The 12,904-nt window shown below is 53.1% G+C and carries 14 protein-coding genes, 1 pseudogene and 1 riboswitch; of the genes and pseudogenes, 9 read left to right on the top strand and 6 right to left on the bottom strand.

The annotated features are described in order from the left end of the window. The first annotated feature begins 30 nt into the window (after positions 1-30). On the top strand, positions 31-822 hold the full coding sequence (kdgR, locus tag INF73_RS14915; protein WP_014884288.1) for a DNA-binding transcriptional regulator KdgR: 792 nt from the start codon (positions 31-33) through the stop codon (positions 820-822). Between the two features lie 65 nt (positions 823-887). On the opposite strand, the gene INF73_RS14910 is transcribed toward kdgR, so the two are convergent. Further along, complete coding sequence (locus tag INF73_RS14910; protein WP_193540564.1) at positions 888-1,127, bottom strand: YobH family protein; 240 nt, start codon at positions 1,125-1,127, stop codon at positions 888-890. Between the two features lie 159 nt (positions 1,128-1,286). On the opposite strand from INF73_RS14910, the gene mgrB reads away from it, so the two are divergent. The 7 genes and pseudogenes from mgrB (at position 1,287) to rlmA (ending at position 6,519) form a co-directional block, all read left to right on the top strand. Further along, a complete protein-coding gene (gene mgrB / locus INF73_RS14905; protein ID WP_006175995.1) occupies positions 1,287-1,430 on the top strand; it encodes a PhoP/PhoQ regulator MgrB in 144 nt (47 codons plus the stop codon). A 74-nt stretch (positions 1,431-1,504) separates the two neighbouring features. Continuing rightward, on the top strand, positions 1,505-1,795 hold the full coding sequence (locus tag INF73_RS14900; RefSeq protein ID WP_193540566.1) for a YebO family protein: 291 nt from the start codon (positions 1,505-1,507) through the stop codon (positions 1,793-1,795). A 23-nt stretch (positions 1,796-1,818) separates the two neighbouring features. Beyond that, entirely contained in the window at positions 1,819-2,808 is a 990-nt protein-coding gene (locus INF73_RS14895) for an MBL fold metallo-hydrolase (RefSeq protein ID WP_193540568.1), read from the top strand. A gap of 524 nt (positions 2,809-3,332) precedes the next feature. Beyond that, positions 3,333-3,477 (top strand): annotated as a pseudogene (locus INF73_RS14890) (DUF2627 domain-containing protein). 13 nt (positions 3,478-3,490) lie between these two features. Further along, a complete protein-coding gene (gene cspE, locus INF73_RS14885; protein ID WP_001062678.1) occupies positions 3,491-3,700 on the top strand; it encodes a transcription antiterminator/RNA stability regulator CspE in 210 nt (69 codons plus the stop codon). Positions 3,701-3,917: 217 nt separating this feature from the next. Continuing rightward, on the top strand, positions 3,918-5,636 hold the full coding sequence (gene ftsI / locus INF73_RS14880; RefSeq protein WP_028013537.1) for a peptidoglycan glycosyltransferase FtsI: 1,719 nt from the start codon (positions 3,918-3,920) through the stop codon (positions 5,634-5,636). 67 nt (positions 5,637-5,703) lie between these two features. Further along, on the top strand, positions 5,704-6,519 hold the full coding sequence (rlmA, locus tag INF73_RS14875) for a 23S rRNA (guanine(745)-N(1))-methyltransferase (RefSeq protein ID WP_049138827.1): 816 nt from the start codon (positions 5,704-5,706) through the stop codon (positions 6,517-6,519). On the opposite strand, the gene mntP is transcribed toward rlmA, so the two are convergent. From mntP to manX, 5 genes are all read right to left on the bottom strand, one after another. Further along, positions 6,516-7,082: a manganese efflux pump MntP gene (mntP, locus tag INF73_RS14870; protein ID WP_193540570.1), complete on the bottom strand. Its 567-nt coding sequence runs from the start codon at positions 7,080-7,082 to the stop codon at positions 6,516-6,518. The genes rlmA and mntP overlap by 4 nt on opposite strands. Before the next feature lie 10 nt (positions 7,083-7,092). Next, a riboswitch (yybP-ykoY riboswitch) is annotated at positions 7,093-7,283 on the bottom strand. A 198-nt stretch (positions 7,284-7,481) separates the two neighbouring features. Beyond that, positions 7,482-7,940, bottom strand: a complete 459-nt coding sequence (locus tag INF73_RS14865) for a DUF986 family protein (RefSeq protein ID WP_047367801.1) — start codon at positions 7,938-7,940, stop codon at positions 7,482-7,484. A gap of 54 nt (positions 7,941-7,994) precedes the next feature. Further along, positions 7,995-8,846: a PTS mannose transporter subunit IID gene (locus tag INF73_RS14860; RefSeq protein WP_006810994.1), complete on the bottom strand. Its 852-nt coding sequence runs from the start codon at positions 8,844-8,846 to the stop codon at positions 7,995-7,997. 12 nt (positions 8,847-8,858) lie between these two features. Next, the gene (gene manY, locus INF73_RS14855; RefSeq protein WP_003859914.1) at positions 8,859-9,659 is read right to left on the bottom strand and encodes a PTS mannose transporter subunit IIC; all 801 of its coding nucleotides are present in this window, start codon (positions 9,657-9,659) and stop codon (positions 8,859-8,861) included. Between the two features lie 47 nt (positions 9,660-9,706). Next, the gene (manX, locus tag INF73_RS14850) at positions 9,707-10,675 is read right to left on the bottom strand and encodes a PTS mannose transporter subunit IIAB (RefSeq protein ID WP_028013533.1); all 969 of its coding nucleotides are present in this window, start codon (positions 10,673-10,675) and stop codon (positions 9,707-9,709) included. A 461-nt stretch (positions 10,676-11,136) separates the two neighbouring features. On the opposite strand from manX, the gene yoaE reads away from it, so the two are divergent. Beyond that, entirely contained in the window at positions 11,137-12,696 is a 1,560-nt protein-coding gene (gene yoaE, locus INF73_RS14845; RefSeq protein ID WP_028013532.1) for a CNNM family cation transport protein YoaE, read from the top strand. Positions 12,697-12,904: the final 208 nt, after the last annotated feature.

The raw sequence follows: 12,904 nt of genomic DNA, 5'->3' as shown, positions 1-12,904 counted from the left end.
TTTTATAAAACACTCTCTATGAGGTGGTAAATGGCAATTGCGGATTTGGATAAACAGCCAGATTCAGTTTCTTCCGTGCTGAAGGTGTTTGGCATCTTACAGGCGCTCGGGGAAGAGCGTGAAATTGGTATCACAGAGTTGTCACAGCGCGTGATGATGTCGAAAAGCACCGTTTACCGCTTTTTGCAAACCATGAAATCACTGGGTTACGTTGCACAGGAAGGCGAATCTGAAAAATATTCTCTGACGCTGAAACTCTTTGAACTGGGTGCCCGTGCCTTGCAAAACGTGGATCTGATCCGTAGCGCGGATATCCAGATGCGCGAGATCTCTCGCCTGACCAAAGAGACTATCCACCTGGGCGCGCTGGATGAAGACAGTATTGTTTACATCCATAAAATTGACTCCATGTATAACCTGCGTATGTATTCGCGCATTGGTCGTCGCAACCCGCTTTACAGCACGGCAATTGGTAAGGTTCTGCTGGCGTGGCGCGATCGTGAAGAAGTTAAACAGATCCTCGATGGCGTGGAGTACAAACGCAGCACTGAACGCACCATTACTAACACCGATGAGTTATTAACGGTGCTCGACAAGGTGCGTGAGCAAGGGTACGGCGAAGATAACGAAGAACAGGAAGAAGGGCTGCGCTGTATTGGCGTTCCGGTGTTTGACCGTTTTGGCGTCGTGATCGCGGGGTTGAGCATCTCTTTCCCAACGCTTCGCTTCTCGGAAGAGCGCCTGCACGAGTACGTGGCTATTCTGCATACCGCCGCGCGTAAGATTTCTGAACAGATGGGTTACCACGACTATCCGTTCTAACCCCGGTTAGCATAAAAAAACGCCGCATCTTTGCGGCGTTTTATATTCGTCGTTAACGCTGTGGCTCAGCCATTATCAATCACGACGGAGGTCTTACGCAGTACCGGGCAGTTGGTTAACCCAATGATCCCGCTATCAGAATGGAGATACTGCGCCGTGCTGACTCCCTGTGCTGTTAAATACTTACATTGAATGCCTAACCCTGCGGCGTTTTCGGTGCTTCCCACCAGCACGCCATAACCCGTTAAAAGAAGGCCAATCCAGAGTATCGCCAGTGCAATAATTGTACGAATAATTAAGCGCATTATTACCTCTTTATCATTGTTATCATGATGCTAGCCTAACCGGTTTACGTAATGAAACAAGTGCAGGATTCTGAAAAGAGCCTGATGGCGCTACAGTTAGTCCTTGTTTAAGATAACCGTGATAACCTGGTCATATCAGGTCTGTAAACGGAGTGTGGAGTGAAAAAAATACGCTGGGTGATTCTGATTATCGTGCTGATAGCGTGCGTGGTGTTGTGGACGCAGACTATCAACGTGATGTGCGATCAGGATGTACAGTTTTTTAGCGGCGTTTGCGCAATCAATAAGTTTATTCCGTGGTAGCACGCATTTTTTCTTCAGGTGATTTCCTTCCTTCGCGCCAGTGGTAAAATAGATGTTTTTATTGAGGTGGTGAAATGGGTGAGTTACTGAATTCAGGGCTGCTAAATATGGCATCCCTGATGATCTCTTTGGTTGTTCTGCTGGTGGGGCTGGTCATTTGGTTTTTCGTAAACCGTGCCAGTTCACGTACCAATGAGCAGATCGAACTGCTGGAAGCGCTGCTTGAGCAGCAAAAACGGCAGAATGCACTGTTGCGTCGTCTGTGCGAGGCTAACGAGCCGGAAGAGAAAGAAGCACAAAAAGAAGCGGTCGCTGACGAGAACAACGATCAAGACGATTTTATCCGCCTGGTGGCTGAGCGTTAATCGTATTATTCCGGGAGGTGGCAGTGGTCTGGAAAAATCCCTGGTATGACCCCTCCCTGAAACATCACACCCCAAACGGTTTTCGTAATACCACTTCTGCAGGACACCAGCCTGGCGACCTTGACCGCTGGCGCAAAGAACGCAAAGCAGCTGGTTTACCGAAGCCGCCCGCGCTCGGCTACGATGACTTTATCCGGCGGTGGTGGCAACCGGCCGATCTTCAGCAGCCGCAGCAGGATGGGGCGTGGTGGCTCGGACATGCGAGCATACTGCTGCAGCTGGACGGCAATATCCTTCTTACCGATCCCGTTTTTTCAAGGCGCGCTTCGCCACTTCCTTTCTTAGGGCCGCAGCGTAGAACGCCTCCGGCACTCTCTGTCGATCAGCTGCACCAGCTTGACGCGGTCGTTATCTCGCATAACCATTACGATCATCTTGATGAACTCACTGTTCGCCACATTCTCAGACGCTTTCCCGACGTCAGCGTGTTTGTTCCTTTAGGCCTGGGCGGCTGGTTTCGCCGCCGGGGCGCAAAACAGGTGGTTGAGCTTGACTGGTGGCAGAGTTTTACCTGGCAGGGGATAACATTATCCGCCGTACCGGCGCAGCACTGGAGTATGCGCACGCTCTGGAACCGCAATCGCTCATTGTGGTGCGGCTGGGTCTTTGAAGGGCGGCATCACCGGTTCTGGTTTAGTGGCGATACCGGCTATTCGCCTGAGCTGCTGTTGATACCGGAACGTTTAGGGAAAATTGATGCTGCAGCATTGCCCGTTGGCGCCTACGCTCCGCGATGGTTTATGGCCGTACACCATATGGATCCCCAGTCTGCCGTTGCGCTGTGGCAACAGTTAGGTTGCCCGCTGGCGTTCCCTGTTCACTGGGGCGTGTTTGAGCTGGCGGATGAAGCGCTGGATGACCCCATAAAAGAATTAACTGACGCGCTGGATAATGTAGCAACAGTTAATAATACTTTCAGGATACTGAAAATTGGCGAGTATTTACCCTTATAAACGAAGCCATAGATTGTTGCGTATATTGTGTATGTATTCGTCGACAGGAAAATTTTAATTTTATCGAAACGTTTTGCTTGCCTTTTTTTGATGCAGAGTCATAAAAATTTCATTATTTTGGTGCATAACATTGCTAATTACCTGATGGATTTTAATACAGAAGGGTGCGGATTATTAACATCGTTTTTGGCTGAAACAATACGGTCACGTTACAATGATTTAAGCATAAGTTTTCACAATTTGTTCTAACTCAATCAACGCCAAAGATTTCTTTTCCCGTCTGCTGGACGCATTGTAATGATTGAGCTATGTTAAAAAAGTCTTAGATTACAGCGGTTGTGCAAGCAGCGTTGAGTCTGTGTAAGGGAGTATAGCCGTCTGTTTGAGAAGCGCATAATTGTGCAATTCCTTACAGACAGTGTTCGAATTTGTGCGGCGGATCGAGACATGTTTAAAAATGGCTTGCCATATTAAACATAGTGTGTGATAACACGTTTTGGGTCAAACGAGGTACAGTTCTGTTTATGTGTGGCATTTTCAGTAAAGAAGTCCTGAGTAAACACGTTGTCGTTGAATACCGCTTCTCTGCCGAACCTTATATTAGTGCCTCATGCAGTAATGTCTCAGTTTTATCTCAGTTAATGCCTGCGGGCTAAGAAAACACTCTAAGGAATTTTGCAAAATGGCAAAGATTAAAGGTCAAGTTAAGTGGTTCAACGAGTCTAAAGGTTTTGGTTTCATTACTCCTGCTGATGGCAGCAAAGACGTGTTCGTACACTTCTCTGCAATCCAGGGTAACGGCTTCAAAACTCTGGCCGAAGGCCAGAACGTTGAGTTCGAAATTCAGGACGGCCAGAAAGGCCCAGCTGCAGTTAACGTAACTGCTATCTGATCGAACCGCTGCTGACTGGGGCGCATAGCGCTTCACTCTCAGACATAAAGCCTCGCTTCATGCGGGGCTTTTTTATTCCCTATCTTTCAAAATGTTACTATCTACGGTCTTGTTAGCAACTTGTTGCAAAGCTGCGAGGTTAGTATCACAGTTTCGCCTCCCTAAGCGCATCTTTTCTCGTTAAATCAGAGCGTTGTTTAACAGCCCTGGGGTTCAGGTGAAGAAAAAATTGATATTAACCGCTGGCAATTTCACGCCGGCGCGTTTCGCGCTGCTCTGTTTCGCTATTTTCTGCAGTCTGGCCTTTTTACTTGGCCGCGTTGCCTGGCTACAAATCATCAAACCTGACAATCTGGTGAAGCAGGAAGATATGCGATCCCTACGTCAGCTGGCGATTGATGCGCCGCGTGGGATGATTATGGATCGTGAAGGGCGACCGCTGGCGGTCAGCGTGCCCGTCCGGGCCGTATGGGCCGATCCTAAAACGGTGCTGGCAAAAGGGGGCGTTGGGTTTGATGAACGCTGGCAGGCGCTGGCGAGCGCGCTGCACCTCTCGTTGAGCACCCTTTCATCACGAATTAACGCCAACCCCCAGGGCCGCTTCATCTACCTGGCGCGTCAGGTCGATCCTGCTCAGGCGAAGTGGATTGATAAGCTCAATTTACCCGGCATTAATTTGCGCGATGAATCCCGCCGCTTTTACCCGGCAGGCCACGTGGCGGCAAACCTGATTGGCTTCACCAATATTGACGGGCAGGGCATTGAAGGGGTGGAGAAAAGCTTCAATACTCAGCTGACCGGTAAAGCGGGTGTCCGACAGGTCCGGGAGGATCGCTACGGGCGCGTGGTTGAAAACCTGACGGAAGTGGCGCCCACGCCGGCACATAACATCCAGTTGAGTATTGACGAGCGGCTGCAAACCATTACCGAAGACGCGCTGGACAATGCCGTCGCCTGGAATAAGGCCGAGTCAGGGGCATCGGTGCTCATTAATATCCCCACCGGGGAAATACTCGCCATGGCGAGCTATCCGGATTTCAATCCCAATAACCGGGAAGGCGCGACGATAAACGATTTTCGCAACCGGGCAATCAGCGATACGTTCGAGCCCGGTTCGACCGTCAAGCCGCTGGTGTTGATGACGGCTCTGCAGCAGGGGCTGGTCCAGCCGGACAGCGTCATTGATACCCACCCGTATACCCTTGACGGGCACCGTATCCGCGACGTGGGTTATTATCCTGAGCTGACCATGACCGGGATCCTGCAAAAATCGAGCGACACCGGCGTATCCCGACTCTCGCTGGCGATGCCTGTCCAGCATCTTATTGATACCTATCGAAACTTTGGATTTGGCACCAACACGGGGCTTGGCTTAACGGGCGAAAGCGCCGGGCTGTTGCCACAGCGTAAATACTGGAGTCAGCTAGACCGCGCGACTTTTGCCTTTGGCTACGGCCTGATGGTCACACCGCTCCAGCTGGCCCACGTCTACGCGACGATTGGCGGCTTCGGGCTTGAGCGTCCACTCTCCATCACCCGCATCGATCCCCCGGTTATCGGCCACCGCGTCATGCCGGAGGAGATCGCGCATGAAGTGGAGCACATGATGGAAAGCGTCGCGCTGCCCGGCGGCGGGGGCGTTAAGGCCGCCGTTCGCGATTATCGCGTGGCGGTTAAGACCGGGACGGCGAAGAAAATTGATGATAGCGGCAAATATGTCGATAAATACGTCGCCTATACCGCGGGCGTTGCGCCTGCCAGCGACCCGCGTTTCGCCCTGGTGGTGGTGATTAACGATCCACAAAACGGGGCCTACTATGGCGGTGCGGTTTCCGCGCCGGTCTTCAGCGAAATCATGGGCAACGTGCTGCGCCTGGAGAATATCAAACCCGATGGCCTGCCGGCCGGTTCAGACCACCTTATCGTCATGCGGTAATCCAGCCGTTTTATAGCAGGGCGAATAGCGGTACACTTCGCCCTTTGGTTTATCTCCCGGAGTTTCCATGTCCTTCAGCTGTCCCCTTTGCCACGCGTCACTGACGCGCTCAGATAAAAGTTATGCCTGTCCGCAGGGACATCAGTTTGATATGGCGAAAGAAGGGTATGTGAATCTTCTTCCGGTGCAGCACAAGCGCTCCCGCGATCCGGGCGATAGCGCAGAGATGATGCAGGCGCGCAGGGCGTTTCTCGATGCCGGGCACTATCTGCCGCTGCGGGAGACGGTGGCGCAGATGCTGGGTGACTTATTGCCTGATTCGGCGTCCGCCATGCTTGATATCGGCTGCGGGGAAGGATACTACACCGCACGGTTTGCGGATGTGGTGCGGGAGAAGGGGGCCGTGACATTCGGTCTCGACGTATCGAAAGTGGCGATCCGCGCGGCGGCTAAACGTTACGCTGGCGTGACGTTTTGCGTGGCATCCAGCCACCGGCTGCCGTTTGATAATGCCAGTATGGATGCCATTATCCGCATCTACGCGCCGTGTAAAGCAGACGAGCTGGCGCGCGTGGTGAAGCCCGGAGGCTGGGTGATAACCGTCACGCCGGGCCCGCGTCACCTGATGGAGCTGAAGGGACTCATTTACGACGAGGTGCGTCTGCATGCCCCACACTCTGAACAGCTGACAGGCTTTACGCTGAAGCAGGAGCATTCAGTGGCGTATGAAATGAATTTGAACGGGGAAGAAGCGGTAGCCCTGCTGCAGATGACGCCGTTCGCGTGGCGGGCAAAGCCGGAAGTATGGGATGCGTTAGCGGCTCGGACGACGTTTGGCTGCCAGACGGATTTCAGTATCCACGTCTGGCAGCGCGACGCTTAAGGCGCGAAGTGTGCCCAGAGGATCTGGGCACCAATGCCGATCAGCACAATTCCGCCTAAGATCTCGGCGCGTTTACCCAGCAGCGGGCCGATAAACCGCCCGACCATCATGCCCAGCGTGGACATAATCAGCGTTGCACAGCCAATGGCCAGCGCGGTGGTGATAATATTGACCTGCAGGAACGCCAGACCCACCCCGACGGCCATGGCGTCAAGACTGGTTGCGATAGCGGTTGTCACAAGCAGCCAGAAACCGTGGCGGTGCAGCGGTGCTTCCTCTTCATCATTATTCCCGCGAAAACCTTCAATCATCATTCGGCCTCCGAGAAACACCAGCAGGACGAACGCAATCCAGTGGTTCCACTCCAGCACGAACTGGCTGGCGAGCATGCCCAAACCCCAGCCGATGAGCGGCGTCAGCGTTTCGATGGCACCAAAGATCAGACCGGTGCGCAGAGCTTCTGTGAATTTAGGTTTGTGGAGCGTGGCGCCTTTGCCGATGGAGGCGGCAAATGCATCCATGGACATGCCAAAAGCGAGAAGGATCGTAGCGGAGATGTTCATAAGAGCGTCCAGACCGGGGATATCCATATGACACATCACTGCCCCCAGTAAACAGCAGTTGATGTATCTATGGTCTCGCCTGATCTCTTTTGCACGGTAAGCGTGCTGAAAGCGATCCGTACGCGCCACGTTTTTCAACGAGTATGTTGACGCGTACATTTCCTGCGTGCAGGAAATCGGCTACTCCCCAACGACGGGCGCAACCTTAACATATTTTGAGAATATAAAACAACTACGAGCAAGGCTTAATTTATCTGCATCTTTGATAACGATTTTCATTTAGGTTTATGCGTGAAAATATCGTTAATAAATATAAGTCAAAGAGGATAGAAGATATAGCAACGGCTATATTCTTTGCGAAAGAATATCACAATATATAGCCGAGGTTATAATGTTAACTTATTGAGTTTTAACGAGTAATGTGTAGATTTTCTCAAGGTCATCAATATTTTTGACCCGAATGAGCAGGCGGCGCTGTTCTAATTGCATCACTAACACGCCGTCTTCGGATAAATTCATCTCTTTAATGCGGTTATATTCTATCCATACGTTGGCGAAGAAGAATCCCTGTTTTTTAAAAATGAGTTTTGGCGAGCGGATCCAGAACAGGTAAATCGCCATTAATGCCAGCGCACATAATAACCATGTGGTTAATATTGCACCGTGGCTGGTCACGTTATTGTAAATCAGAATGACCACCAGGCCGGCGAAGATAAATGCATCAATGCGTCCACGGCGTAAGAGGGGAAGGGTCAGCAGCGTCTCGCCGTTACGGCGAGGCATAATGAATTCGTCGTAGATCGCGTAAGCCAGAAGGGCAACAATAAACAACACCAGTACGATGTCCGTAACAGTCATTCATCCTCCAGATAAAAAGACCGGGGGCAAGCCCCCGGTCGAAAACGCAATGTTTTACAGGCCCAGCAGGCCGACAGCGTAGCCCGCGATACCGATGACGAAGAAGCCAACGATGATCCACAGCGGGTTCACTTTCTTACGCAGCAGCCACATACAGGCGAAGGTCAACAGCAGCGGCACCAGGCCAGGCATCAGCTGGTCCAGAATCGTCTGCACGGTGGTGACGCGGGTTTGACCATCCTGACCGGTGATGGTTGAAACCACCAGCGGGATGTTCACGTGCGTCCACTTGTTAACCAGCGCCCCCATCACAAACAGGCCGAGAATAGACGCCCCCTCGGTCAGTTTCTGCAGGAAGCCGCCGCCCATATCCTTAACGATGTCCACGCCCTTACGGTAGCCGTAGGCCACGCCGTAGTAACGGGTCAGCAGACGTACCGCGTTGAACAGGATAAAGAACAGCAGAGGACCGAGCAGGCTGCCGCTCATCGCGATCCCGGCACCCAGCGCCGCGAAGACCGGACGAACAGTACCCCAGAAGATAGGGTCGCCCACGCCGGCCAGCGGACCCATCAGACCGACTTTGATACCGTTGATGGCACCATCGTCAATCTCCGCGCCGTTCGCACGCTGCTCTTCCATCGCCAGCGTCACGCCCAGAACCGGAGCCGCGACGTAAGGATGGGTGTTGAAGAATTCCAGGTGACGCTTAATCGCCTGACGGCGTGCTTCGTTGTTCTCAGGGTAGAGGCGTTTTATCGCCGGCACCATAGAGAAGCAGAAGCCCAGCGCCTGCATACGTTCGAAGTTCCATGAACCCTGAAACAGGTTAGAACGGATGAACACGCCACGAATATCACCCGGAGTGAGTTTTTTCTCGGTGGTAGTTTTTGTCATATCAACCATTTCGCTCACCTGTTAGTCCAGTTCGTTATCGAGATCGTTGTTACCAGCAGCCTGCGCTGGGGCACCCGCAACGCGGTTGTATTTGGGGCTGAGCTGGATGTAGAGAATCGCCATCACGGCACCAATCACGCCCAGCGCAACCAGGTTGAAGTTGGTGAATGCTGCGGTGACGAAGCCGAGGTAGAAGAACGGCATCAGGTAGCCCGCGCGCATCATGTTGATGACCATCGCGTAACCTACCACGACGATCATACCGCCCGCGATGTTAAGACCGCTGGTGACCACTTCAGGAATCGCGTTCAGCATGCCCTGAACTTCACTGGTGCCGACAGAGATCGCAACGATAACCGCCGGGATTGCGATACGCATCGCCTGCAGGAACAGGGACGACACGTGGATCCAGGAGAGTGCCGTGAGGTTGCCGTTCTCGGCCGCCTTATCCGCCGCGTGCTGGAAGGCCACGGTGATGGTACGAACGATGATGGTCAGCACCTGGCCTGCTGCGGCCAGAGGAATGGCAAGGGCAATACCTGCACCAATACTCTGATGACCGGCAATAACCAGAACGGTTGAGATGATAGAGGCCAGTGCGGCATCAGGCGCAACGGCGGCACCGATGTTCATCCAGCCCAGGGCGATCATTTCCAGCGTACCACCGATGATGATACCGGTTTTCATATCACCCAGAACGGCACCGATCAACGTACAGGCCACCAGAGGGCGGTGGAACTGAAATTCATCAAGTACGGATTCCATACCCGCAATACACGCGACGATGAACACCAGCACAATCTGAAGAGTGGTAATCTCCATTGTACTTCTCCTATAACATAAGCTTTATGTGAAAAACCGGCGCGGGCTTATTTCCCAACTTTACCGATCAAATCCATCATTTTCAGTTTCTGGTCAGTGGAAACCTTACGGGCTTCCAGCTCAATACCGCGGGCATTCAGCTTGTTGAACGCCTCGATATCTTTCGCATCAACTGAAATCGCGTTGTTGACCTGCGTTTTGCCCTGACGGAAAGCCATACCGCCGATGTTCACGGAGGTGATTTTCACGCCGCCTTCAACAATGCGCTCGACGTCTGTCGGGTTAGTAAACAGGAGCATCACGCGTTCACCCGCGTATTTCGGGTTGTTGTAAACGCGGATCATCTTGGCGACATCCACCACGTGCGCGGTAACCCCCGGTGGTGCAACCTGAGTCAGAAGGGTTTTACGGACAGTGTCGGCGGCCACTTCGTCACTGACCACGATGATACGCTGTACGTTGGTCTCTTTGGTCCAGCGAGTCGCAACCTGTCCGTGAATCAGACGGTCATCAATACGCGCCAGGCCGATAACCATGTAATCGTTCGGTCCCATCGGTTTTGCCGGTGCCGCTGCTTTCGGTGCCGCCGCAGCCGGGGCAGGGGCGGGTTTTTCAACCGGCTGAGCCTTCAGGGCTTTCACCCCTTCGCGGCCGGTTTCAACGGCCAGCGCGACCAGCTCATCGAAGCCTGGGTTGTCGTCGCGCGCCATAAAGGTTTCCACCAGCATGGGAATGTTTACCCCGGCGACGACTTCATAATGCTCTTTATCGACGACAATGCGGCTGGCAGCATTAAACGGACTGCCGCCCCATGTATCGACGAGAAACAGCACGCCTTTGCTGGTATCCAGCTTCGCGAGTTGAGCGTTGTACTTCTCAATCAGCGTCTCGGCATTTTCACCGGGAACGAAATCGATCCAGCCGACGTTTTCCTGCTCGCCCAACAGCATCTCTGCCGTTTTGAGTAGCTGCTCAGCAGCCCAACCATGTGTGCCTATGACAATAGCAATGGTCACTTGCTACCTCCTTTTATTATCATTAATACGCCTGCCGGGCAGACGTACTGAGAATCGTATTGGCGAACCGAATCGATTCAGATAAGGGTTAGAGTTCAATAAACTAAGACTTCCGCGAATTATTTTAGACAGTGAAAAAATAATTTATGTGATGAAGATCCGTAATTTAGCTTTCCCGATCGAGAAAATTCTCAACACAAATTTAGTCTTAATGCGTTTTTGCAAAGGAACGTAAATCTTTGCGTAAAACCTATTGTCTCTGATATGTTTAGCCTCCGTTTACTTGTTCAGGAGTATAGGGCTACAGCCCACTATATGGACCGTCACCGACGTCAGTCATCTATCAGGCTATTCCGCGCCTTTTTCACCGGCGAACCACGCCACGTATCAACTCTGTCTGCCTCTTATTTGCCCACGTTGAGTGGGGCACCGTTTTGTCATTCCTTTAGCAGGAGCTTGTCATGGAATTCTTAATGGACCCGTCAATCTGGGTGGGACTGCTCACGCTGGTCGTACTGGAGATCGTTCTCGGCATCGATAACCTGGTATTTATCGCCATCCTTGCGGACAAGCTGCCGCCAAAACAGCGTGATAAAGCGCGTCTGATTGGACTCTCGCTGGCGCTGGTCATGCGACTGGGGCTGCTCTCCGTTATCTCGTGGATGGTCACGCTGACCAAACCGCTCTTCTCCGTCATGGACTACACCTTCTCCGGCCGTGATTTGATCATGCTAATCGGGGGGATATTCCTGCTCTTCAAAGCGACAACAGAGCTGCATGAACGGCTGGAGAACCGGCAGCATGATGATGGTCACGGTAAGGGCTACGCCAGCTTCTGGGTCGTGGTGCTGCAAATTGTGGTGCTGGATGCAGTCTTCTCGCTGGATGCGGTGATTACCGCGGTCGGTATGGTGAACCACCTGCCGGTGATGATGGCGGCTGTCGTGATTGCGATGGCGGTGATGCTGCTGGCCTCGAAACCGCTGACGCGCTTCGTCAACCAGCATCCGACGGTGGTCGTGCTCTGTCTGAGCTTCCTGCTGATGATTGGTTTGAGCCTGGTGGCGGAAGGTTTCGGCTTCCATATTCCGAAAGGCTACCTGTACGCCGCGATTGGCTTCTCGATCCTGATCGAACTGTTCAACCAGATTGCGCGCCGTAACTTTATTAAGCAGCAGTCAAATCAGCCGCTGCGCGCCCGTACGGCGGACGCCATTCTGCGCCTGATGGGCGGACGCCGTCAGGTGAACGTCCAGTCTGACCCTGAAAACCGTAACCCGGTGCCGGTTCCGGAAGGGGCGTTTGTGGAAGAAGAACGCTACATGATTAACGGCGTGCTCTCCCTGGCTTCCCGCTCGCTGCGCGGCATCATGACGCCGCGCGGGGAAATTAGCTGGGTCGATGCGAACCTGAGCGTTGATGAAATTCGTCAGCAATTGCTCTCATCTCCGCACAGCCTGTTCCCGGTGTGTCGCGGTGAACTGGATGAAATCATCGGCGTGGTGCGGGCGAAAGAGATGCTGGTGGCGCTGGAAGAGGGCGTCAACGTGGAGGCCATTGCAGCTTCGTCGCCGGCGATTGTCGTACCGGAAACGCTGGATCCGATCAACCTGCTGGGCGTATTGCGTCGCGCGCGCGGTAGCTTTGTTATCGTCACCAACGAGTTTGGTGTGGTACAGGGGCTGGTGACGCCGCTGGACGTGCTTGAAGCGATTGCCGGTGAATTCCCGGATGAAGACGAAACGCCTGAGATTGTGGCCGACGGCGAAGGCTGGCTGGTCAAAGGTGCGACCGACCTGCACGCGCTTTCGCATACGCTGGGGCTGGAAAACGTGGTTAACGATGAAGAAGACATCGCAACCGTGGCGGGGCTGGTTATCGCCGTAAACGGTCAGATCCCGCGCGTCGGGGATGTGATCGAGCTTCCTCCATTGCACATCACTATCGTTGAAGCTAACGACTACCGCGTCGATCTGGTCCGCATTGTTAAAGAACAGTCTGCACACGACGAAGACGAATAAGTCTGCTTAACGGGTACGATGTGCCCGTTACGATCTTCTGGCGGGGAAGATTTTCCCGCCAGCCATTGTGGCGTTACTACCGCGCCTGCTTCTCTCTCAACCCGTTCGCTATTTAGCCGCTGCCTGATGTCAGGCCGAGCGCGAGCAGCCGCGACCGTAAAAGTGTAGTGGGGAAAGAAGAAGGAGACGAGAATGAAGGGAGAAATTC

The sequence above is a fragment of the Enterobacter cloacae complex sp. P6RS genome, from assembly GCF_014982245.1.
GTDB classification, from domain to species: Bacteria; Pseudomonadota; Gammaproteobacteria; order Enterobacterales; family Enterobacteriaceae; genus Enterobacter; species Enterobacter bugandensis.
This window is presented reverse-complemented; position numbering and strand designations above follow the sequence as displayed.

Bases quoted from the DNA above. Each gene is read 5' to 3' on its own strand.
- INF73_RS14865 (WP_047367801.1), bottom strand. From the start codon at position 7,940: ATGACTGTTACGGACATCGTACTGGTGTTGTTTATTGTTGCCCTTCTG.
- mntP (WP_193540570.1), bottom strand. From the start codon at position 7,082: ATGAACATCTCCGCTACGATCCTTCTCGCTTTTGGCATGTCCATGGAT.
- yoaE (WP_028013532.1), top strand. From the start codon at position 11,137: ATGGAATTCTTAATGGACCCGTCAATCTGGGTGGGACTGCTCACGCTG.
- kdgR (WP_014884288.1), top strand. From the start codon at position 31: ATGGCAATTGCGGATTTGGATAAACAGCCAGATTCAGTTTCTTCCGTG.
- manY (WP_003859914.1), bottom strand. From the start codon at position 9,659: ATGGAGATTACCACTCTTCAGATTGTGCTGGTGTTCATCGTCGCGTGT.
- cspE (WP_001062678.1), top strand. From the start codon at position 3,491: ATGGCAAAGATTAAAGGTCAAGTTAAGTGGTTCAACGAGTCTAAAGGT.
- INF73_RS14860 (WP_006810994.1), bottom strand. From the start codon at position 8,846: ATGGTTGATATGACAAAAACTACCACCGAGAAAAAACTCACTCCGGGT.
- rlmA (WP_049138827.1), top strand. From the start codon at position 5,704: ATGTCCTTCAGCTGTCCCCTTTGCCACGCGTCACTGACGCGCTCAGAT.
- INF73_RS14910 (WP_193540564.1), bottom strand. From the start codon at position 1,127: ATGCGCTTAATTATTCGTACAATTATTGCACTGGCGATACTCTGGATT.
- INF73_RS14900 (WP_193540566.1), top strand. From the start codon at position 1,505: ATGGGTGAGTTACTGAATTCAGGGCTGCTAAATATGGCATCCCTGATG.